General features: G+C 40.7%; 17 protein-coding genes. 13 read left to right on the top strand and 4 right to left on the bottom strand.

Annotation, left to right across the window (positions count from 1 at the left end; translation table 11 throughout):
* The first annotated feature begins 88 nt into the window (after nt 1-88).
* Together LBYS_RS05745 and LBYS_RS05740 are read left to right on the top strand one after the other, a co-directional pair.
* Nucleotides 89-655, top strand: coding sequence for a nucleotidyltransferase family protein (locus LBYS_RS05745; RefSeq protein ID WP_013407930.1), 567 nt, complete (start codon nt 89-91; stop codon nt 653-655).
* A complete protein-coding gene (locus tag LBYS_RS05740) occupies nt 643-1,545 on the top strand; it encodes a lysophospholipid acyltransferase family protein (RefSeq protein ID WP_013407929.1) in 903 nt (300 codons plus the stop codon). Before LBYS_RS05745 ends, LBYS_RS05740 begins: the two co-directional genes overlap by 13 nt.
* Here LBYS_RS05740 and dnaE read toward each other — a convergent pair.
* Nucleotides 1,538-5,134, bottom strand: coding sequence for a DNA polymerase III subunit alpha (gene dnaE, locus LBYS_RS05735; protein WP_013407928.1), 3,597 nt, complete (start codon nt 5,132-5,134; stop codon nt 1,538-1,540). The genes LBYS_RS05740 and dnaE overlap by 8 nt on opposite strands.
* Nucleotides 5,135-5,453: 319 nt before the next feature.
* Between dnaE and rpmI the strand changes: the two genes are divergently transcribed.
* The 3 genes from rpmI (at nt 5,454) to LBYS_RS05720 (ending at nt 9,594) form a co-directional block, all read left to right on the top strand.
* Complete coding sequence (gene rpmI, locus LBYS_RS05730; protein WP_013407927.1) at nt 5,454-5,648, top strand: 50S ribosomal protein L35; 195 nt, start codon at nt 5,454-5,456, stop codon at nt 5,646-5,648.
* 88 nt (nt 5,649-5,736) lie between these two features.
* Nucleotides 5,737-6,081, top strand: coding sequence for a 50S ribosomal protein L20 (gene rplT, locus LBYS_RS05725; protein ID WP_013407926.1), 345 nt, complete (start codon nt 5,737-5,739; stop codon nt 6,079-6,081).
* A 150-nt stretch (nt 6,082-6,231) separates the two neighbouring features.
* The gene (locus LBYS_RS05720; RefSeq protein ID WP_013407925.1) at nt 6,232-9,594 is read left to right on the top strand and encodes a HEAT repeat domain-containing protein; all 3,363 of its coding nucleotides are present in this window, start codon (nt 6,232-6,234) and stop codon (nt 9,592-9,594) included.
* Between the two features lie 66 nt (nt 9,595-9,660).
* Here LBYS_RS05720 and LBYS_RS05715 read toward each other — a convergent pair whose 3' ends face one another.
* The 3 genes from LBYS_RS05715 to LBYS_RS05705 are packed head-to-tail and all read right to left on the bottom strand — an operon-like array spanning nt 9,661 to nt 15,032.
* Nucleotides 9,661-13,056 (bottom strand): ThuA domain-containing protein, encoded by a 3,396-nt coding sequence (locus LBYS_RS05715; RefSeq protein WP_013407924.1) that lies wholly within the window; start codon nt 13,054-13,056, stop codon nt 9,661-9,663.
* Between the two features lie 9 nt (nt 13,057-13,065).
* Nucleotides 13,066-13,779, bottom strand: coding sequence for a ThuA domain-containing protein (locus LBYS_RS05710; protein ID WP_013407923.1), 714 nt, complete (start codon nt 13,777-13,779; stop codon nt 13,066-13,068).
* Nucleotides 13,776-15,032 (bottom strand): serine hydrolase domain-containing protein, encoded by a 1,257-nt coding sequence (locus tag LBYS_RS05705; protein ID WP_013407922.1) that lies wholly within the window; start codon nt 15,030-15,032, stop codon nt 13,776-13,778. The genes LBYS_RS05710 and LBYS_RS05705 overlap by 4 nt, the downstream gene beginning before the upstream one ends.
* 174 nt (nt 15,033-15,206) lie before the next feature.
* On the opposite strand from LBYS_RS05705, the gene miaB reads away from it, so the two are divergent.
* The 8 genes from miaB to mtaB all read left to right on the top strand — a co-directional run bounded on the left by miaB (nt 15,207) and on the right by mtaB (nt 23,583).
* Entirely contained in the window at nt 15,207-16,601 is a 1,395-nt protein-coding gene (miaB, locus tag LBYS_RS05700; protein ID WP_013407921.1) for a tRNA (N6-isopentenyl adenosine(37)-C2)-methylthiotransferase MiaB, read from the top strand.
* A 2-nt stretch (nt 16,602-16,603) separates the two neighbouring features.
* A complete protein-coding gene (locus LBYS_RS05695; RefSeq protein WP_013407920.1) occupies nt 16,604-17,878 on the top strand; it encodes a sigma-54 interaction domain-containing protein in 1,275 nt (424 codons plus the stop codon).
* On the top strand, nt 17,865-18,377 hold the full coding sequence (gene lptE, locus LBYS_RS05690; protein ID WP_013407919.1) for an LPS assembly lipoprotein LptE: 513 nt from the start codon (nt 17,865-17,867) through the stop codon (nt 18,375-18,377). The genes LBYS_RS05695 and lptE overlap by 14 nt, the downstream gene beginning before the upstream one ends.
* Complete coding sequence (locus LBYS_RS05685) at nt 18,371-18,700, top strand: hypothetical protein (RefSeq protein ID WP_013407918.1); 330 nt, start codon at nt 18,371-18,373, stop codon at nt 18,698-18,700. The genes lptE and LBYS_RS05685 overlap by 7 nt, the downstream gene beginning before the upstream one ends.
* Nucleotides 18,701-18,761: 61 nt before the next feature.
* The gene (gene secG, locus LBYS_RS05680; protein ID WP_013407917.1) at nt 18,762-19,097 is read left to right on the top strand and encodes a preprotein translocase subunit SecG; all 336 of its coding nucleotides are present in this window, start codon (nt 18,762-18,764) and stop codon (nt 19,095-19,097) included.
* A gap of 72 nt (nt 19,098-19,169) precedes the next feature.
* Complete coding sequence (locus LBYS_RS05675) at nt 19,170-20,837, top strand: DNA polymerase/3'-5' exonuclease PolX (RefSeq protein ID WP_013407916.1); 1,668 nt, start codon at nt 19,170-19,172, stop codon at nt 20,835-20,837.
* A 318-nt stretch (nt 20,838-21,155) separates the two neighbouring features.
* The gene (locus tag LBYS_RS05670; protein WP_013407915.1) at nt 21,156-22,178 is read left to right on the top strand and encodes a glutamine synthetase beta-grasp domain-containing protein; all 1,023 of its coding nucleotides are present in this window, start codon (nt 21,156-21,158) and stop codon (nt 22,176-22,178) included.
* Between the two features lie 76 nt (nt 22,179-22,254).
* Complete coding sequence (gene mtaB, locus LBYS_RS05665) at nt 22,255-23,583, top strand: tRNA (N(6)-L-threonylcarbamoyladenosine(37)-C(2))-methylthiotransferase MtaB (protein ID WP_013407914.1); 1,329 nt, start codon at nt 22,255-22,257, stop codon at nt 23,581-23,583.
* Nucleotides 23,584-23,721: the final 138 nt, after the last annotated feature.

The raw sequence follows: 23,721 nt of genomic DNA, 5'->3' as shown, positions 1-23,721 counted from the left end.
AACTTTTCTTGAGATTGTAACGAAAACAATCTCTTAAACTTTTATTTGCACGCGAATTCTTTGCAATTTTACACATTATTTCCAAATAATGAACACAGGAGCGGTAATTTTAGCGGGAGGAGAAAGCAAGCGAATGGGCAAAATTAAAGCCCTTTTACCTGTGAATGAGATTCCCATAATCAGGTATTTGGGAGATCGGTTGATTGAAACGGATCTTCATCCCATTGTTATAGTATTGGGCGCACATAGGAAGCAAATTGCTCCTGCTCTTGAAGGTATGCCCATTGGGGTTATAGATAATCCGGACTGGCAAAATGGACTAGGGACCTCCCTAAGGATGGGATTAGTAGGGAGTTATATGATTACCAAAGGTATTGATGCCTTGATTTTTATGGCCGTTGACATGCCTGAAGTCAGCGTAGATCATTTGGAAAGTTTGAAAAAAGCTGCGGAAAGTGAGGTAGAAGTAGTATTTACAAAAGGAACAGATTTCCCTTTTATAGTCAAGTCTTCTGCCTTCTTACAGATTTTGGACTTGAATCATGATCAGGCCATAGAAAGTCTTAAGAAACTGCCCCACCTGGAAATTGATTTTGGAGGTATGTTAGACCTTAACCATTATGATGATTATTTGAATTACGAATGGAAGCCATAAGTTTTTATCTTTTATATCCCCTGATTTGGGCTTTTTCATTATTGCCTTTAAGGATTCTGTATCTTTTCTCTGATTTTGTTTTGTATCCATTACTGTACAAAGTGGTGGGTTACAGAAAGAAGGTAGTACGAGATAATATTCTTTCTGTCTATCCCGATTGGTCTGAGGAGAGAAGGTTGGAACTGGAGTCTAAGTTTTATCATTACTTGTCAGATCTTTTTATAGAAACCATAAAAGGATTCAGTATCTCATTTTCTGAGCTGAATAAGAGGGTAAGTTATGCTAATTTAGAGGAGTTTAATGCCTATTTTGAGAGATATGATGGATTAGTAATGACTGCAGGTCATGTGGGGAATTACGAGTGGTTAGCACAGCATTTTCCTCAATTCCGTCATTTGAAAATGGGGGTGCCGTATAGAAAATTGACCAATCCCTATTTTGACAAAGCATTTCGTGCCTCCAGAGAAAGGGGAGGGGCTACCCTTTTTCATACTGACAAGACCTGGGATTACCTTGGTGAAGTAACGGGAAAGTATCTGCTAGTCCTAGCTAATGATCAGTCGGCTCCGGCCGCTAAATCCTTTTGGGTAAAATTCCTGAACAGGGATACTTCTTTTTTTGAAGGTACAGAGAAAATCGCTAGACAGTTAAATGCTCCGGTGATCTTTGTTAAGATTTCAGTTCCCAAAAGAGGGCATTACAGGGTAAGTTTCCATCTCATCACTGAAGATCCAAGTAAGGAGGAACTGGGCCATATACTGAATGAGCACGCGCGCTTACTTGAAGAGAATATCCATGCTGCCCCCCAGTATTGGCTATGGTCACATAAAAGGTGGAAACATAAAAAACCCGCAGGTTTTACCTACGGGTTCACAAGACGTATTAGTTGAGAGAAACATTCCCTGCACCTAGAAGGGCAGTGAGTTCTTGATGTATCTCTTTGGTGATCTCTATCTTAACTGTTCGGGAAAATAAGGCAATGTCATATTGATTTTGAGGATCATATACATCTATTTTTAGACCGAATTTTCCGGGATTCTTCAAGATGATATTTTGTAAGCTGTTAACCAAAGGAGTATCCAACTCATTTAAGTCAATCTTGAGCTTCATTTCTCTCAGCCTCTTTTCCTTCATCTCGCTCAGGAGGTCAATGACTTGAGGTTTGAATTCTAATTCATCATCCTTGCCCCATCTTCCCATGACCTTACCTTTGATATAAATAAAGGCTTCAGGTATGAAGTATCGAGAGAATTCTATGAAGTCTTTTCCGAATAGGGCGATTTCTAGGGAACCTGTATAATCTTCTATCCTGTAGATTCCGAATTGATTTCCGTTTTTGGATTGACGAATATTAGCAGACGTGACTACTCCACCTATGGTAAACTCTTTGTCTTTATTCTCCTTTTCTAATAAGGTATTATCCAAAGGACGGCATAAGCTCATTTCCATCGCAAACTGATCCAATGGGTGCCCGGAGATGTAGAATCCTACCACTTCTTTCTCGTAACGTAGTTTCTCTATGTTTCCCCATTCTTCTACCTTTTCAATCTTTGGCTTTTGGATATTAAAGGCAGTATCACCTCCGAGAGTACCAAACAAGGTATTTTGGGTGCTCATTTTGTCTTCCTGAACCTTGTTGGCATAGCGGATTAACCTTTCAATAAATGTTCCACCTTCTTCTGAAACATGAAAATATATCGCTCTGTGAATCTCCTCAAAACAGTCAAAAGCCCCTGCATACGCTAAAGATTCGAGGGTTTTCTTATTTACCGTTCTTAGGTTTACTCGAGTGATAAAGTCAAAAATATCCTTGAACTGTCCGTTCTTCTCTCTTTCTTCTATAATGGCATCTACGGCTGCGTCTCCTGTCCCCTTGATTCCTCCCAGACCGAAACGAATTTCATGTTTCTTATTAACGCTAAAACGTTTTTGGGATTCATTGATGTCAGGACCTAAAACTTGTAGTCCTAATGCCTTACACTCTTCCATAAAGAAGGTGATCTTCTCTATGTTGCCCAATTGAGACGTTAAAACCCCAGCCATGTATTCTGCAGTGTAGTGTGTCTTTAAATAGGCTGTTTGATAGGCCACAAAAGCATAACAGGTGGAGTGTGACTTGTTGAAGGCATATTGAGCAAAGGCTTCCCAGTCCGTCCAGACCTTGTCCAATACCTTTTCAGGGTGACCATTTTTTGCTCCCCCTTCCATGAATTTGGCCTTCATCTTATCTAGGACTTCCTTCTGCTTCTTACCCATGGCTTTACGCAGGGTATCTGCGTCACCTTTGGTGAAGTTGGCCAACTTTTGTGACAAAAGCATTACCTGCTCCTGATACACGGTGATACCATAGGTTTCCGCCAGGTGCTCCTCCATTTCCGGAAGGTCATAGGTGATAGGTTCTCTACCGTGCTTACGGTTAATGTAGTTAGGGATATAACCTATAGGTCCCGGACGGTAAAGGGCATTCATGGCGATAAGATCATCAAATCTGTCCGGTTGAAGCTCTTTCATGTACTTCTTCATCCCGTCTGATTCGAACTGGAAGATGGCATTGGTTTCTCCTCTTTGGAAGAGTCTGTACGTCTCTTCATCGTCCAAAGGAATATTATCAATGTCGATTTCCACGCCATAGTTTTCTTTGATCATGCGTAAGGCTTCCTTGATGATGGTTAAGTTACGCAAGCCTAGAAAGTCCATCTTAATTACCCCTGCATCCTCAATGACCTTTCCTTCAAACTGAGTGATGAGCAGGTCAGAGTCCTTAGCTACAGAAACAGGTACAATTTCAGAGAGATCATAGGGGGCAATGATTATACCCGCCGCATGGATACCGGTGTTTCGAACGGTACCTTCCAGTTTTTCTGCTTGTTTCAGGACTTTTGCAGTTAGGTCTTTACCTTCGTACATGTCCCGAATCTGCTTCACATTTTCTATCTCATCGGGATTCAGGCCTATTTCCGTTAGTGATTTTGGCCCTGAAATGGGAGCATGAATCAACTTTTGGAAGTTCATTCCATACCCTGGTTTATCCGGTATCAACTTAGCAATATGGTTGGCTTCTGCTAAAGGCAAGTCCATTACCCGGGCTACGTCCTTTACGGAAGATTTGGTAGCCATGGTACCGTAAGTGATGATCTGAGCTACCTGGTTCTTTCCGTACTTATCCACCACGTAGTCAATGACCCTTTGTCTGCCTTCATCGTCAAAGTCCGTATCAATATCGGGCATGGATTTACGGTCCGGGTTAAGGAAACGCTCAAATAGGAGGTTATACTTGATAGGGTCAATATTCGTAATCCCTATGCAATAAGCCACAGCTGATCCGGCAGCAGAACCCCTTCCGGGTCCTATCATTACGCCTAGCTCCCTTCCCGCCTTAATAAAGTCCATTACAATCAGAAAGTATCCCGCAAAACCCATGGTTTTGATGGTGTGCAACTCAAAATTAAGTCGCTCCTCTGCTTCCGGACTAACGGTTCCATATCTCTTTCTAGCTCCTTCAAAGGTCAGGTGTCTCAAGTATTCCCATTGGTTTAAAGTATCGTCCGCGTGTACTTTAAACTCTTGTGGTATGGGGAAGTTTGGAAGAAGTATGTCCTTTTTAAGGTTCAAATGATCTACTTTGCCCACGATTTCATTCGTATTATCTATGGCCTCTGGAATATCTGAGAAGAGCTGCGTCATCTCAGCCGTGGTCTTGAAATAGAATTGATCGTTATAAAAGGCAAATCGCGTACCCTTTGTACTACCCTCTGCATCATCGGAGAATTCTTTGTTTGAAGGAGTAGATAATTTCTCACCAGTATTGATACAAAGAAGAATGTCATGTGCTACCCAGTCTGATTGGTCTACATAGTGACTATCATTAGAAGCAATGACCTTTACATTGTATTTCTTGGCGAATTTTAGCAGAACTTCATTTACACGGATTTGCTCTGCCATGTCATGCCTTTGGATCTCCACATAATAATCTTCACCAAATCTGTCTAGCCACCAGCGGAACTCCTGTTCTGCCTCCTCTTCTCCTTTTTTTAGGATGGTTTTTGGTACTAATGCACCTATACAGCAGGTAGTGGCTATTAGGCCATCTTTGTACTTTTCAATAAGTGCTTTGGTGATACGAGGGTATTTACTGTATAGTCCCTCCATATAGCCCAGAGAACAGAGTTTGGTGAGGTTTTTATATCCCTCCGCATTTTTTGCTAGAAGGAGTTGGTGATATCTTACGTCTTTTTGGTCCTTTGTAAAGGATTTACGGGTGTGGTCATCTACTACATAAAATTCACATCCCACAATAGGTTTTACTCCATATTTTCCGGCTGTTGCCACGAAATCGAACACCCCAAACATATTTCCGTGGTCTGTGATGGCCACGGCGGGCATTTCGTCTTGCTGAGCCTTAGCAAAGAGCTTTTTAATGCTTGATGCACCATCAAGAAGCGAATATTGAGTATGATTATGTAGGTGGGAAAACTTCATGGAATGAAAAAAATGAATACTTCTACAAAGATAGGGCTTTATAATTTAGGATAGTTTCCAAAAAAAGAAGGAAATTCCTTTAGGTAAAGATAAGGAATTATGAGTCAAAAGATTGAAAGAAGTTCTACTTTGACACTTTCAAATTTTTGATTTTAAATGGACTTTTGAAATATATGGCAGAGGAAATTTAAGAATTAGTAAATAGCATAAATGGAACCCTATAAAAATGAATATTTTGCTCTAAAAATGAGAAATCTAAACAATAATCCTTAACTTTGCACCCCAATTTACTTTTTTAATACTTAATCTGTTTTGTAAAATGCCAAAGCAAAAAACAAATTCAGGAGCGAAAAAAAGATTCAAATTGACTGGTACTGGAAAAATCAAGCGTAAGCATGCTTTCCACAGCCACATTTTGACTAAAAAGTCTAACAAGAGAAAAAGAAACCTTGTAACGACTACGCTCGTTAGTCCTGCTGATGAAGGACGTATCAAAAGCTTGTTGAACGGATAATTCAACAATTGGTTCTATTGTTTCACCCGACTACAGGCCCTAAAGATTCTCAGATGAGAACGCCTTTGGTCAAAAAACGTAAAAAATTATGCCACGTAGTGTCAATCATGTAGCGTCGAGAGCACGCCGCAAAAAAGTTCTGAAGTTAGCCAAGGGTTACTTCGGAAGAAGAAAAAATGTTTGGACAGTTGCTAAGAACGCTGTCGAAAAAGGTTTAGTTTACGCTTATATTGGTCGTAAACAAAAGAAAAGAAACTTCCGTAGCTTGTGGATCGTAAGGATCAATGCAGGGGTTAGACCTTATGGTTTATCTTACTCTGTATTCATTAACAAGGTACAAAAAGCAGGCATTGAACTTAACAGAAAAGTATTGGCTGACTTGGCCTTGAATCATCCTGATGCTTTCAAAGCCATCGTTGAAAAAGTAAAATAAGCTATTTTTTAGATAGTTTAGAAAAGACGCTCATGTGGGCGTCTTTTTTTGTTTTCGTCGACCCCTCCACCGTATTCGACTAGAATTACTTCAAATAATTTGTGTTAGTCTGACGCAAAGGCTAAATTTTCAACAGTTTAACCTTAAATTATGAAACGATCCCTCCTGATTCACATATTGGGGGTAGTCTACTGTTTGAGTTGCAGTACCGCCCCACAAGAAGATATGTTGGTAAAGACCGTCGGTCCTGAAGATGCCGAATTTGCCGCTCAATTAGAGAAAGAAGCGCCTATCTCTTTAGCTCCTGGATTGAATATTAAGTTGTGGGCAACTGACTCTCTTGCCCCTGATCCGGTGTCTATGAGCATCGATGATTACAATAATATTTATCTGACTCGTACTAACCGACAAAAAAATTCTGAATTCGATATAAGAGGTCATAGAGACTGGATGACCGAGTCCATCTCTTGGCAATCTGTAGAAGACAGAAGGGCATTCTTAAAGCGCTTTTTCGATGAGAAGGATTCTGAAAAGAACAATTGGTTGCCTGACCTCAACGGAGATGGACTGCATGATTGGAGAGATTTGACGGTAGAAAAGGAAGAAGTGTGGAAATTAGAGGATACAAATGGGGACGGTAGGGCAGATAAATCCAGCAGAGTACTGCACGATTTTCATGAGGAAATCACTGACGTTGCGGGTGCTATTTTAGTAAGGAGAAAGGATGCCTTTATAGGTTTAGGGCCTGATTTATGGAGATTAGAGGATACTAATGGAGATGGATATTACGATAAGAAGACTTCCATTTCTCACGGATGGCATGTGCATGTAGGTTTTGGAGGACACGGGATGTCAGGATTAGTAGAAGGACCGGACGGCAAGATTTACTGGGGTATAGGTGATCCTGGAATGAACGTCATAGATCAAACGGGGAAACAACATTTTTTCCCTAACGAAGGGGTAATTGTTCGCTGCAACCCTGATGGTTCTGATTTTGAGGTTTTCTCGCATGGTCATAGGAATACGCATGAGTTTGTCTTTGATCAGTATGGCAATGTCATTAGTAGTGATAATGATGGGGATCATCCGGGAGAGTCAGAACGTTTGGTTCATTTGGTTGAAGGTTCTGATTCGGGTTGGAGAATCAACTGGCAGTTTGGAAAATATACAGATCCAAAGAATAATTCATACAAGGTTTGGATGGACGAAGGCATGTACCTTCCCAGACATGACAAGCAGGCGGCCTACTTTCTTCCGCCTATACGAAATTACCACAATGGTCCCACCGGAATGCAGTTTAATCCCGGTACAGCATTGGGCAAATCTTGGCTGAATAAGTTTTTCCTCGTAGAATTTACAGGTACACCTACAGGAGCGCATATTTGGGCTTTCGATCTCAAACCGAAAGGAGCGAGCTTTGATTTTAACTCTGAGATTGATATGGTGAATGGAGTGCTAGCCACAGGAATTCGGTTTGGTACTGATGGAGCACTTTACGCTGCCGACTGGGTCAATGGCTGGGGTACTAAGAACTATGGTAGAGTGTGGAAGATAGATGTGAATGAGAATGATTTAGCTGAAGAGCGTAAAAGGATCAAGGACCTGATGGCGGCAGATTACGAAGGGATGACAAGGGACGAACTATACGAATTGCTTTTCTATCCGGATATGCGAATTCGTCAAAAGGCTCAATTTGAACTAGCCGATCGTTCAAAAGGCATTTCCATGTTTGAAAAAGCGGTCAGTCAAAAGAAAAACCAATTAGCAAGGATTCATGGTATTTGGGGTATTGGTCAGATTCTCAATATTGGAAAGGGCAATTTTAAAGCGTTAACGGCCATACTAAAGGACACTGATGAAGAGATCGTAGCTCAAGCCGCCAAGGTTTTGGGAGATGCAAGGGTAAAAGAAGCCGCAAAGGATCTAATTCCATTGTTAAATCATTCAAATCCAAGGGTTAAGTTTTTTGCAGCCCAAGCTTTAGGCCGAATCTCCAGTAAGGAGGCTGTTCCCGGATTAATTAAATTACTCTCATTAAACAAGGACGAAGATTTATACTTACGTCATGCGGCAACGCTTGCGCTTTCTCGCATAGAAGATAAGAATGCGGTTTATTCTTTGATCAAGAGTCCTGAGAGATCCTTGCGACTAGCAGCAGTGCTGGTTTTGAGGAAATGGCAAGATCCCAAATTAGCTGAATTCCTAAACGATTCGGACGAGTACATAGTAGCGGAGGCCGCTCGAGCAATCAATGACGACCTCTCTGTGCCAGAGGCATTGCCTGCTTTGGCTAAGTTAGTGGGAAAGCCTGAAATAACCTCAGAAGTGATCATGCGTAGGGCCATCAATGCATCTTTGAGAGTAGGAGGGGATGTAGAGTTGAATGCTTTGGTTCAGTATGCTCAAAATACCAAAGCTCCGGGAATACTTAGAGGTGAGGCATTAGCTACTCTGGCCGTTTGGGCGGAGCCTTCCGTACTGGATAGGGTAGATGGTAGACATAGAGGAAAAGTAAGTAGAGATGCAGGCAAGGTCAAAGCACTCTTGATGCCTCAGATTAGCAAATTCTTAGATGAAAATGATCCTGCAATCATCTCTGCGGCATTGAATGTGTTGAAGGAATTCAAAGTAGGTGATTACAATGCCCGCTTAGAAAAGATTTATCATTCCGCTAAGGATCCAAAAATTCAAATGGCAGTGCTCTCATCTTTGTCGGAACTGAAGTATGCAAATATTACTCCTTTGGTGCATGATGCTTTAAATAGTACTGATCGTGGCTTGCGTTCCACAGCTCTAGGTATGATCAAAGAGATAGATTGGAAAACCGAGGATCTTCAGAAAATGGTGTCTACGGTTATTAGTAAGGGTGAGTTAGGTGAAATGCAACGTTTACTAAGAGGATTGTCTGAGATGCCTATACAAAAAACGGAAGGTATCTTCTCCGCCTTAATTCAACAGGTGAAATCGAATAAGTTCCCTCTGGAGGTAAGGCTTGATTTAGCAGATGCCTTAGGGGCGATTTCCTCCGAAAGATTGAAGAAAGAGTTCGCAGAAGTCAGTGAGAAGAGTGATAAGTACAGTGATGTCCTGTATGGAGGCAATAGACGGAGGGGTGAGCAATATTTTAAACAAAATGTTACGGGTCAATGTATAAGATGCCATACCCTTGGAGATGGGCCTTCGGTGGGGCCGGATTTAGGGAAGATTGGTGAGGTGCTGGATAGGAAACAATTGTTGCAAGCATTAGTGGAGCCTAGTGCCAGATTATCTCCGGGTTTTGGTAATGTAAAATTGGTACTCAAAGGAGGTCAGGAGGTAGTAGGAACGCTATTAAAGGAATCCTCCACTGAGTTACTATTAAAAACTTCAGAAGCTGAGCCACTTAGAGTGCCACTTAATAGAATAGAGCAAAGGGAGAATTTTCCTTCCGCAATGCCAGCCATGGGTGAATTGATGAGTAAACATGAAATGCGGGATGTGATTGAGTTCCTCGCTAATTTAAAGAACAACTAGTGTTTGTAATTTAATAGAATCGTCAATAAATGAATAGCCCCCAAAATTTGGGGGCTATTATTGTTTTTACCATTGAAGTTCTGCTCTTAGAACTACCATTAAGGTCTTGTCCTGAATAGTAGGATTTTTGAATACAAGGTATAAATCCTGATTTTTGGCCAATTGCTCGGAAGTGAGGTGGATAGGAATGTTAAGAATTTCCGGATTCATGTTGAGAGCCGGGCTGGTTTTCACCATTGGAGATTCTCCAACAGTTGTACCATTTGGAGATCCGAGTCTCAGTTCAACCTTTCCACCAACGGCATTCACCTGTGCCTCAGGAGCTAAAACGAAGAGCGTAACGGCTTTAACACCATTTAGATCTACATTTTTAAGGGATAGGAATGCGCCTGATTTTTGAGGCATTACTAATTTCATGTTATTGAAGGACATTTTTGTAACATCCTTTTCTTCATCAAATGCATGAATATCCAATAGGGCATTTCTAAGTACCAAAGTATGATCAGAGTTAAGTGAAGGCAAGCCATTTGCCCCTTTATCATAGTAAGATGCTCTTAAAATATAGGTTCCTTGTCCTGCATCTTCTTTCGGAGTACTCAAGGTATACTTACCGCTTAGAGGTAGGGCAGATTTAGTTTGTCCTAGACTCAAAATGTATTTAGCCATCTCTTCTGCATCTTTCTTAGGTAGGTTAGGGTGTGCTGCCATAGCTATTTCTCCCCATGCACCGCTACCTCCGTTAATGATCTTTTGGCTTAGGTACTGTACAGCATCGCGTTTCTTTTCATACTTCTTAGCCACATCCGTATAGGTGGGTCCCACGGATTTCTTACTAACATCATGGCAGGATTTACAGTCAGAATCTGCAATTAGGTTTTTGCCCCTATTCAGAGCGATCATAGCGTCATCTGACGTTTTGTGTCCTTGAGCAATACTCACTTTATCGAATCCTTGAGCGAGAAAATCTATAGAGAAAGAAACTTGTGATGGGTCAATGCCACTGCCGAGTTCTCCATCTTCCTTGTCTTTTACTTTAACATCGTAACTGATGGTTTCTCCTGATTTAAAGAAGCTGGAATTATGTCCTTTGAGATCTAAATGAACTTCAGGTAATGCATTACCTGCCACTATTTCCAGAGTTTTGGAATTGGTTCCTCCTTTGCCATCATTTACGGTAAGTACGGCTTTATACAAGCCTGGTTCATTGATATTCAATTTGACGTCTTTGGTGTCAAATTCTTTCGAATAGGTTTTATCGTTGGTGACTTTCCAGTGGTAAGTGAGGTCATCTCCATCTAAATCTTCACTTCCCTCAGCAGATAAATTGACTTCTAATGGCAGGGCTCCTCCTGTTTTATCAGAAGTAGCATGCACAATAGGCTTCCTGTTTCCTCCATTGTATTCAATTCGAATCAATCTAGCATTGTCATTTTGGACAAACCAGCCCGTGCCATATTCCAGCATGTAAAGATCACCATTTGGCGCAAATTCCATGTCCATAGGGTTATTAAACGGCGTATTTGGAAGGAATTTTTCCATACGTTTAAGGTCTCCATTTTCATCCAGGGTTACAGATAGAATAAAACCTCTCATCCATTCATAAACGAAGACTTTTTTGTCGTAGTAGTCCGGGAATCTTCTCTCCGCATTCTTAAAATCATCTTTATAATATACGGGTCCGGCCATGGCATTTCTTCCTCCATTACCCATTATTGGGAAGTCAGGAGAGTTTCCATAAGGGTACCAAATGAAAGCCTTTTGAGCAGGTGGTAATTCCTTTAATCCCGTATTGTTGGGAGAGGTATTTATGGGCTTTTCTGCGTCCCATTTTGGACCTGATACTTCTTTTTCAAAGTCATATTTATTGTAGGCCTTATTATCTCCTACAAAATGTGGCCAACCGAAATTCCCTGCTTTTTTGGCTTGACCTACCTCGTCATGACCGGCCGGTCCTCTATCGTCTTTTGGATCTCTGGCGTCAGGTCCTACGTCGCCCCAATATAAATATCCATTTCTTTGATCAACTGAAATTCTGAATGGATTTCTATGTCCCATGGTGTATATTTCCGGACGAGTATTGGGTGTTCCTTTAGGGAAAAGGTTGCCCTCAGGTATAGTATAAGTGCCATCGTCCTGAGGTTTGATTCGAAGGATCTTACCTCTCAAGTCATTGGTGTTTGCAGAGGATCTCTGAGCATCCCAGGATTCCCTGCCCGGTCTTTCATCAGAAGGACTATAGCCATTGGAGCCATGAGGGTTAGTATTATCACCGGTAGACAAGTACAGGTTCCCGTCTTTGTCCCAAGTTATAGAACCTCCGGTATGACAACATTCCTCTCTCTGAACAGGAATTTCTAAAAGTTCCTTCCTGGTTTCAAAAAGTATATCATCACCCTTCATTTCATATCTGGCTAGTACATTGGCTGATTTTTCAGGATGTGAATAATATAAATAGATCCAATGGTTCTTTGCAAAGTTTGGATCCTTGCTTAGTCCAAGTAGTCCGTCTTCCGCCTCCCTCTGTTCTCCTGTTTTACTAGTGTACTTAGTGCTTACAGGTAATTTGGCTAATTCCTTAAGTTCACCTGTTTTGATATTGAAGAGTTTGATTTCACCTTTCCTTTGAATGAACATGACACGTTCTTCATCTAGGACAGATAATTCCATAGGTTCATCTAAGCGCTCAGCCAGAACCACTTTAGTGAATCTGTTTTCTTCGGGTCTTGATTTGCTGTAATCTAGCTTTTTCTTTGCGGTAGCGTATTGGATTCCGCCCCAAAGATGATCTAGGAACATGGGGTCAGAGAAGCTTTCTTTCGTATGTCCTAGAGCAGTATAGAAGGAACGGCCTCCATCAAATTCCTGATACCAGCTCATAGGATGGAAATCAGGATTCTTGCCTCCTTCATAGGAGGTTTCATCTATGGTCATAAGGGGCGTGATGTTCTTTGAAAGATTTCGGAAGTTGTAAAATTCATCCGTATGTTCAAAGTGTTCCGGCATTCCCTTCGTGGATTCATGATCATGATTTACCACGGTAAACTTGCCTTTCTGTACGTTACTGGGTACAGAAGGATGGTCTAAAAAGTAGGCTCCTGCTAATTCTCCGTACCAGGGCCAATCGTATTCTGTGTCTGTGGCAGCGTGTATACCTACATAGCCACCACCGGCCTGAATATATCGTTCAAAGGCTTCTTGTTCTTTATCGTTCAGTACATCTCCAGTTGTGTTCAGGAAAACTACTGCTGTATAAGGCTCAAGTTTTAGGAAAGTGGAGGCATCTTCCGTAAAGTCAGCTTCAAAACCTTTTTCCTGAGCCATTTTCTTGATGGCTTCAATTCCCGGTTCTATAGAATCGTGTCGGAATCCTTCGGTTTTACTAAAAACCAGTAGTTTAATTTTGGGTGCCTGATTGCAGGAGAGCGTAAAGGCAACTAAGATTAGGGTCAGTAATCGTTTCATTTTTAAAATTTATGGTTGAAAAATTCTTGCTGCGTATTGTATTCCTGCCCATACGTGCTGCAGGAACAAGGGGTTAGTGTAACTCTCGTCAGTATGCCCCAATGCGGTGTAAAAAGCTCGGCCTCCATCGTATTCATGAAACCAACTCATAGGATGGAAATCAGGATTCTTGCCTCCTGTATAGGACTTCTCATCTATGGACAGCACGGGTGTGGTTTTCTGGGAAAGATTCTTGAAATTATAGAACTCATCTACATATTCAAATGTATCCGGCATATGTTTTGTGGCCCAATGATTCTTAATTAGAACATGGAATTGGGCAGGTTTTACGTTTGGATTGTTAGGATGACTTACAAAATAACCTCCCACCAAGCCTCCGTACCAAGGCCAATCATATTCTGTGTCTGTGGCAGCATGTATACCTACAAATCCGCCACCAGCTTGTATATAGCTTTCGAAAGCTTCTTGCTGCTCGCTGTTTAGGATATCTCCGGTAGTATTCAGAAAGATGATGACCTTATAGTTTTTAAGGTTATCCTTAGTGAATAAGGAGGCATCCTCTGAAAAGCTAGGTTCAAAACCTTTTTCTTTGCCCATTTTCTTAAGGGCTTCAATTCCCACAGGTATGGAAGAGTGACGAAATCCAGCAGTCTTGCTGAATACGAGTACTTTAAATGCAAATGCCGGGCTGCTCAAGAGTAGTAATAAAATTAGTTTTTTCATTCTGCTATTAGGGTTTGAAATACAAGGTGTTTGAATTTCCAGGAGGTGTTATCCCCACTCAAGCCTGAAGTTTGTTTTAAAATAATTCCAATAACTTGCTCTTGTGGATCTGCAAAGTACTGGGTGTTAAAGTATCCGCCCCAACTGAAAGTACCTTTGCTCCCCAAACCTCTGGTAGCTTGGCCTTTTTCATTGACTACGGAGAAAGCTAAGCCAAAATGTTCGTTGCGGTTATCCCAAAGAAGTCCAATATGATCCTGCATGATAAGGTCTACTGTAGTTTTACTGAGCAGAGGCTTTCCATTGTGCATACCTTTGTTTAGGAATAATTGGAGGAACTTAGCATAATCTGTAGCAGTGGACGAAAGTCCAGCACCTCCGGAAAAAAGAGTTTTTGCCCCACGAATGGGATATAGAGGATCAAAGTAGGTTGAGTCATTATAAACCTTAAATTGATTATTTTCTTTGGTATAAATACTAACCAATCGCTTGGCTTTAGAATCCGGGAGATAGAAATAGGTGTCATTCATTCCCAGTGGGTCAAAGATTCTCTCCTTTAGAAACACATCTAATGGTTTGCCGGATAATACTTCAATCAGATAACCGGCTACATCCAGCCCTTCACTGTATTTGTATTTTTCTCCGGGGTGGAAATGTAAGGGCATTTTCGCCAAATTGAGGATGTTCTCTTTAGTAGAAATAGGTTCTGCGGAGAATATGTCCTTTATATTATGTTTCTGAAAGATTTTTCTGAAAGTGCTGTCGTCAATGATTCCATATCCTATGCCAGAGGTATGATTCAACAATTGGCGAATAGTGATAGGGGATTTGGCAGGAGTAGTTGTAAAGCTGGAATCCTTTTCTGAGAATGTGGCTAAAACTCCCATGTTTTTGAATTCCGGAATAAACTTATGAACAGGGTCATCTAGTCGGAATTTCCCTTCTTCCCATAACATCATCAATGCCGTAGCCGTAATGGCTTTGGTTTGTGAAGCTATACGGAAAATATGATCCGGCTTCATGGGTGTTTGGGGCGATGCTTCTCCAAAAGCCTTCAGGTAAACTATTTTGCCTTTTCTGGCTACTAAGGCTACAGCACCTGGGATTTCTTTCTGTTCTACCGCTTCTTGCAGCATTTTGTCTATTCTTTTTAATCTTTCCGGTGATACTCCCGGGTCTATGCCTGCTTTAAGATTGGACTGGGCAGAGAGGGTCTGCCAACTAAATAAAAAGAATAGGAGTAGTTTTTTCATGTTAAGGTTTAGAATTATGCGGTTTAAGTTACAAAAAAAAGAAACTTACCTGATTTTTAGGAAAAAAATGAGGTGAATGGATTTCAGGTTTTAAAAATAAATTACCATAAAAAAGTCTGCCATATTGGCAGAATATTAGTAGTTTTGTATGTTTAAATCAAATGCAATTAGGCAATGAGCGAAAATCATCTCACGGAGGAATTAGATGAGGCGAAGATTACCGTCAATGAATTCGTAAGTGGAACTAAGAAATTATATATAGAAAGCTACGGATGTCAAATGAACTTTGCGGATAGCGAAGTGGTAGCTTCAATATTAAGAAGTAATGGGTATTCTACCACTTCAGACGTAGTGGAAGCAGATTTAATTCTATTAAATACCTGTGCCATTAGAGACAATGCGGAGCAAAGAGTGAGAAATCGCTTGAGCATTTTAAATTCTAATAAGAAGCGTAATCCTGAATTGAAAATAGGTGTTTTAGGTTGTATGGCCGAACGCCTAAAGACTAAGTTCCTGGAAGAAGAGAAAATGGTGGATCTAGTAGTAGGTCCGGATGCATATCGTGATCTGCCCAATTTACTAGCAGAGGTAGAGGAAGGGCATAAAGCCGTTAACGTATTTCTTTCCAGAGAAGAAACCTATGCAGATATTACGCCTATCCGCTTAGATTCTAATGGTGTTTCTGCATTCATTTCTATCATGAGAGGCTGTAATAATATGTGTAGCTTCTGTGTGGTACCATTTACTAGAGGTAGAGAGAGAAGCAGGGATCCCTATTCTATTGAGAAAGAAGCTAAGGAGCTTTTTGATCAAGGATATAGAGAGGTAACCCTTTTAGGGCAAAATGTGGACTCATATCTTTGGAAGAGTGAAACGGAACAGTTCACGTTTGCTAACTTATTGGAGAAAATAGCCTTGATTCACCCTGATTTGAGGATCCGTTTCTCTACATCCCATCCTAAGGATATTACAGATGAAGTTCTGTACACCATGAAGAAGTACGATAATATCTGTAACTATATACACCTTCCGGCTCAAAGCGGTAGCTCCCGAATATTGGAATTAATGAATAGAACTTATGACAGGGAGTGGTACTTGGGTAAGATTGATAGAATCAGAGAGATCTTAGGAGAAGAATGTGGTATTTCTCATGACCTTATTGCCGGATTCTGTACAGAGACTGAAGAGGATCACCAGGATACTTTGACCTTAATGGATTATGTGAAGTTTGATTACGGTTACATGTTCTATTATTCTGAGAGACCGGGCACACCTGCGGCTAAGAAATATGAAGACGATGTGCCAGAAGAGGTAAAGAAGAGGAGATTGAATGAGATTATTGCTAAACAGCAAGAACATTCACTCGAGAGAAATCAAATGACGGTAGGTAAAGTGTACAGAATCTTGATAGAAGGAGAGTCTAAACGTTCGGATGAGGACCTATGCGGTAGAACAGACCAGAATAAAATGGTAGTCTTCCCAAGAAAGCATTACAAGAAGGGTGAATATGTCAATGTTAGAATCTTGTCTTGTTCTGCAGCTACACTAAAAGGTGAAATTGTAGATTAAGTATGGAGAATACCCGGGAGATTCAAGAGGTCAAGAATAGATTTGGTATTATAGGTAATGCTCCTGCATTGAACTATGCCCTTAGTGTGGCCATTCAGGTGGCACCTACTGATTTGACAGTTTTGATAACCGGTGAGAGTGGTAGCGGTAAGGAATCCTTTTCTAAAATTATTCATGGATTGAGTAATAGAAAAAGAGGGCCCTTCATCGCCATCAACTGTGGAGCTATTCCTGAAGGAACCATAGATTCAGAACTGTTTGGGCATTTAAAAGGCTCATTTACCGGAGCTGTAGATGATAGAAAAGGTTATTTTGAGACCACGAATAATGGTACCATATTTCTTGACGAAATAGGAGAGATGCCTTTGGGTACTCAAGCACGCCTTTTGCGCGTTTTGGAGAATGGAGAATACATTCCTGTAGGCTCATCTACGGTTAGAAAGACAGATGTTCGTGTAGTTGCGGCTACAAATGTAGACCTTCTCAATGCCGTGGAAAATGGGAAGTTTAGAGAAGACCTCTATTACCGTTTAAATACCGTTCCCATCAAGGTCCCACCTTTAAGAGATAGGGGATTTGATATCGAATTGCTATTTTTGAAGTTTACTACTGACTTTGCAGAGAAGAATAGGATTGAGCCTGTGAACCTAACGGAAGAAGCCAGGGTGATGTTAAGAGCATTTCGCTTTCCTGGAAACATTAGACAGCTGAAGAATATAGCTGAGCAAATCACCTTATTGGAGCCGGAACGCCCCATTGGGCCTAATGTACTTTCAAAGTATCTGCCTAAGGAGCAATCGTCCGGATTACCTGCACTTTTTAATCTCAAAGAAACCCAGGACTTCTCTGAAAGGGAGATTCTTTATAAAGTTTTGTTTGAGATGAAGAAAGATGTGACGGATTTGAAGAAGTTAGTCTATTCTTTGATGTCAGGTAATGCAGTAGATAAAGATACCGTACATCCAGATTTCTTCCAGGAGCTGAGTGCAGAACCACCTGTGCTCTATTCACGTCAGGAAGAGGAATATCACTCTCCGTTTGCTCAGACTACCTTGAAGATAGATGATATCCAAAGGAATACGGAGGATATAGAGGATATCACCCATGAGACTGATGAAGATAATCTTTCCTTAGAAAAGAACGAGAAAGAAATGATCATCAAAGCGCTTAGGAAGAACAATTTTAAGCGTAAATATGCCGCTCAGAGCTTGGGTATATCCGAAAGGACATTGTATAGAAAGATTAAACAGTACGATATTACGGATGAAAAGCCTTAGGTTGATTTTTTGTGCATTGTGGACCGCTGCTTTTGTAAGTGGATGTGGGGCTTATTCCTTTACAGGTAAGAGTACCTTGTCATCAGATGTGAAAACCTTTACAATTCGAGACATTACCTTGTCAGCTCCTTCCAGCTATGCTACTATTTCTCAGGAAATGACAGAGAAGCTTAAGGAGTATTATCAGAGAAATACTAAACTAAAACTGGTGCCACAAAATGGGGATATCAGTATAGAAGGAAGTATAGTTGACTATAGGACAGATGGTGTAGCGGCTTCCTCAGGTGGTGATAAAGCGGCTATGAACCGTCTTACCATAGTAATTGAAGTAGTTTTTACGAACAAATTTAACGAAGAGGATAATTTTGAAAAGGATTTTTCTTTCTATTTGGATTATCCTCAAAACCAGACACTGCAGGAGGCGGAAAAGACTTTGGTCCCTAAGATTTTGGACCAATTAGTGCTAAACATATTTGGAGATACAGTAGCAAAATGGTAAAAGATTTATATTCCATTATAACACGTCAGGATTTTGAAAGTGAAGAAGATACCCGGTCCCTGGTTTTTATTTGCGCCAATCACCCGGAATACAGTCTGCCTTTTGCCGCTTTAACTAGATATCCCGTTCTGGAAACCTATGCGGAGTATTGGGAAAAAGGGAATGCTGTGCAGCAAGAAAATGCACGTATTTTAGAGGTTTTATTTCCAAAGGATAAGCCGGAAGAACCTCAGGAGAAGGTAATTTTGAACGGCCGACTAGCATTGCAGAAGAAATTCATTAAGAAATATTTGAAAAATCATCCTGTATCAGGGAAAATTTAAATGGCAAATGGTGGTAAATTCCTTTGGATTATTATCTTTGCGACTCGAAATCTAGAATAACATGATTACAACCATTATTGTATTACTAATTATCGCCGCCGTATTGTTGACCATTATGGTGTTGATTCAGAATCCAAAAGGAGGAGGGATCTCTTCGGAATTTGGTGGAAGTGGCGGTGCACAAATGTTTGGTGTACAAAAAACTGGAGATATAGTAGAGCGTTTGACCTGGGGATTTTTTACTTTTATTTTAGTAGGTTCCTTAGGTACTTTGATTCTACTGAAATCAGGTGGTTTAGAAACTAGAACTGATTCAGATGTAAACGTGGAAAAAGCTAGTCCAGCTACTAGTGTTCCTGCTTTACCTAGTACTACTCCTGCTGACTCCGCTAAATAAGTTTTTTTTATCCATTTTGCAGAAAAAGGTATCCTTGGGGATATCTTTTTTTGTTTTATACCTTTGTGAAATATGGAAAATCAATTTACCAATTCAGATATAGCTGAGATCCTTTCCACCACCGGCAAGTTGATGGATTTACATGATGTAGATCCTCAAAGAGCTAAAGCCTATGTGGATTGTGTGTTTACCTTAGAGCGCTTGGATGAGCAAATTGCAGGGATGAATCCGGGTAAAATAGCTCAGATTCGGGGCTATGGCAGAATCATACAGCCCGCCATCCTGGAAATTCTGCAAACCGGTACTCTTCAAGAATTGTCTCACTTGATGGAGATTACTCCTAAAGGGATTTTTGATATCATGCAAGTCAAAGGTTTAGGAGTAAAGAAAGTGAAAACTCTGTGGAAGGAAGTGGGTATAGATAATCTCAATGCACTAAAAAAGGCTTGTGAAGAGGATGTTATAGCAGGTATTAAAGGTTTTGGCGCGAAGACCCAGGAAAGCATATTGAGTTCTATAGCTTTTTTAGAAAGTTTGAAAGGTAAAATGCGCTTAGACCAAGCTTTAGTTCTAGGACAAGAAATCTTAGATAAATTGAAGGTGTCCTACCCCGAAGTGGAGCTAAGTGGAGAACTAAAAAGAATTGAAAATGTCATTTCCGAATTGACTTTTATTGTTAAAAAGGATGGATTTGGGGGAATCAAACTAAGTGAAGGGGAATTTGAACAAGATCTGAAAAACTCGTCTCCCTCTACATGGAGGGGTTGGTTTAAAGGATTTGAAATTCTTTTGGTGGTTGAAAAGGTCAGTTCAAACGACTGGGTGAACAAGAAGCTATTAAGAAGTGCATCTCCAGAGCATCTAAAGATGCAAAATAAGGAGGGGGAGACCTTTCTTTCTGTATTGAGCTCAAACAGATTTGAATCAGAGGAGGCGGCCTATTCCGCCATGGGTTGTCCCTACATTATCCCGGAAATGAGGAGTTCCATGATCCTTCCGTCAGAAGATGAGATAGTAGAGTGGAAAGATATCACAGGAGCACTTCATAACCACTCTACTTATTCAGATGGAGAGGCTTCAGTGGAAGCTATGGCGCAAGCATGTAGGGATTTAGGTTTTGTCTATTTTGGTATAGCAGATCATAGTCAAACAGCTGCCTACGCAAAAGGTCTCTGGCCGGAGACTGTGTCTAAACAGCACAAAGAAATTGATGCTTTGAATGCAAAATATAATGGGCAATTCAGGATATTCAAAGGGATTGAATCTGATATCTTAAATGACGGTAGCCTGGATTACGAGGAAGAGGTTTTAAAAAGTTTCGATTATATAGTGGCTTCTGTACATTCGGTTTTGAATATGGACGAAGAGAAGGCTACTGCCCGACTTATCCGAGCTATAGAAAATCCCTACACTAAGATTCTAGGGCATCCTACTGGGAGATTATTATTGAGAAGGACGGGATATCCCATAGATTATAAAAAGGTGATAGATGCCTGTGCTGCTAATGGGGTGGTGATGGAACTCAATGCAAACCCCTGGAGATTAGATCTAGATTGGACATGGATACCGTATTGCTTGGAAAAAGGTGTTATGATTAGTATAAATCCGGATGCCCACAGTACACAAGGCTTATTAGATATAAAGTACGGAGTGATGGTGGCAAGAAAGGCCGGATTGCCCCGAAAGATGACCTTAAATGCTCTTTCAGTTGATGAGGTGGCAAAAGTATTTGGATGTTAAGGCGTTGATTTTTCAACGCCTTTTTTATTGTCGTTGGAAAAATGATAAAAAATATAAAAATAGTAACAAAACGAAATTAAATACTGAATTGTGAGAGAAACCCACATATTCTTTGGGTTTTGATGCTTAAATCAAGAGAAGGACGAGGTTTCAGAATTTTCTAAAGGATGGGTTCTAGAATATTCAAATATAAAATTGTATTTTATAAATAAAATTAGATAAAAGTTTGAGTTTTTTTATCAGGCACAAATAAAATTTTGGAACAAGGCGTAAGTTTGCAATATAATTTTTACAACAGTACCAATATTCGGATACATCATGGCAAAATCAAAATTGGAGTACATTTGGCTAGACGGTTACAAGCCTACTCAAAGTTTAAGAAGTAAGACTAAGATCGAAAACAATTTTTCCGGTAAACTAGAAGACTGTGAGTTGTGGTCATTTGACGGTTCTTCTACTGAGCAGGCTCCAGGCGGTTCGTCCGATTGTATTCTGAAGCCGGTATTTATCTGTAAAGACCCGCAGCGTAGAGATGGTTATTTGGTGATGTGTGAGGTATTGAACAGTGACGGTACTCCTCATGAATCAAACGGTAGAGCAACCATTGATGATGATGATAATGATTTCTGGTTTGGATTTGAGCAAGAGTATTTCTTGTGGGATAATGAGACAAACGCTCCACTAGGTTTCCCTAAAGGAGGTTACCCTCGTCCACAAGGTCCTTACTATTGTTCAGTTGGTTCTAAAAATGCATACGGTAGAGATATCGTTGAAGAGCATTTAGATGCTTGCATAGATGCAGGTCTTAACATTGAAGGGATCAATGCTGAGGTTGCTGCCGGACAATGGGAGTTCCAAATCTTTGCGAAAGGCGCAAAAGAGGCAGGAGACCAGATTTGGGTAGCTCGTTATCTATTGGAAAGAATTGGTGAAAAATATAATATCTCTATCAACTGGCATTGTAAGCCTCTTGGTGAGTTAGATTGGAACGGTTCAGGTATGCACGCTAACTTCTCAAATACGGCATTGAGAACATGTGGAGATAAAGCGGTTTATGAGAAGATCTGTGAATCTTTCCGTCCGTTTGTGAAAGAACATATTGAAGTGTATGGTGCGGATAATCACCTACGTCTAACCGGTAAGCATGAGACAGCTTCTATTGACTCGTTCTCATACGGTGTATCAGATAGAGGAGCTTCTATCCGTATTCCGATCGCTACAGTAGAAAGAGGATGGAAAGGATGGTTAGAAGACCGTCGCCCGAACTCTTCTGCAGATCCTTACAAAGTAGCTGCAAGGATCATTAAGACAGTGAAAAGTGTAAATGTTGAAGTATATTGAGACTAGCCCTGTAAAATACCCCGATGCTTTGCGTCGGGGTTATTTTTTTAGCTAACTTTGCATAATTTTTTGAATTATGAAGAGTGTTGCGTTTTACACATTGGGCTGTAAACTGAACTTCTCCGAAACCTCTACCATATCGAGGACTTTTGAAGAAAAAGGTTTTAAGAAGGTAGGATTTAATGAGAATCCGGATATCTTCATCATAAATACTTGTTCTGTGACAGAGAATGCAGACAAGAAATGCCGCAAGATTGTTAAGGAAGCGCAAAAGATCAATCCAAACGGCTTTGTAGCTATCATTGGTTGCTATGCTCAACTAAAACCTCGTGAGATAGCGGAAATTGAAGGCGTTGATGCAGTTCTAGGTGCTGCTGAGAAATTTCGTCTACATGAACTTTTGCCTACTTTTGAAAAAACTTCCAGGCCTGTAGAAGAAAAGGTCTATGCTAGAAGCATAGATGAGCCATTGGAATATCATACTTCCTATTCCTTACACGATAGAACTCGTACCTTCTTGAAGGTGCAGGACGGTTGTGATTATCCTTGTTCTTACTGCACCATACCTATGGCCAGAGGGGCGAGTAGATCTGATACTATTGAAAATGTAGTTAAAGCTGCCAGAGAGATTGCCGCAAATGGCGTGAAGGAGATAGTCCTCACCGGAGTAAACATTGGAGATTTTGGTATTATTGATGGTAAGCGTACGTCCAGCTTTTTAGATCTAATCCAGGCATTAGATGAAGTAGAAGGGATAGAACGTTTTAGGATCTCTAGTATAGAGCCGAATCTCTTGACTAATGAGATCATTCAATTTGTGGCCCATTCCAAGCGTTTTGTGCCGCATTTTCATATTCCACTGCAGTCTGGTTCCAATAAGATCTTAGGTCTGATGAGAAGGCGCTATCGTAGGGAATTATATGCCGAGAGGGTAGCGGCCATTCGTGAAGTCATGCCAGATTGCTGTATTGGGGTTGATGTTATCGTAGGTCATCCGGGAGAATTGCATGAGGATTTTATTGATACCTATAATTTCTTAAATGAATTAGATATCAATTATCTGCATGTGTTTACTTATTCAGAACGAGCAAACACTAAAGCGCTAGAGATTAAGCCTGTAGTGGGCATGAGAGATAGGAATGAACGATCTAAGATGCTGCATATCTTATCAGATAAGAAACGTAGGGCCTTTTATGAGGATAATCTCGGTAAAGAGTTTCCGGTTTTATTTGAAGAAGGAGAGGGAGGTGATATAATGCATGGTTTTACCTCTAATTATGTTAAGGTGGTAGCCAAGTATGATCCCTTGCGCATCAATGATATTGTGAAGGTTAGGCTGAGGGCTATTAACGAAGAAATGGAAGTGGAGGTTGACGAAGTCCCAGAAGAGATTCTAAGTCATTAAAAAACCCGGCATTGGCCGGGTTTTTCTTTTGTGTGCCCAGCATGTGCAATAACTCTAGGGTGTAAGTCCCGAACACGCCTTTGCAGTGGGAAGTGTTAGCTTAGGACAAGGGTGTCCACCGTGAGGTGGAATCTGAAG

It is taken from the genome of Leadbetterella byssophila DSM 17132 (genome assembly GCF_000166395.1).
In the GTDB taxonomy this organism is placed as follows: Bacteria; Bacteroidota; Bacteroidia; order Cytophagales; family Spirosomataceae; genus Leadbetterella; species Leadbetterella byssophila.
This window is presented reverse-complemented; position numbering and strand designations above follow the sequence as displayed.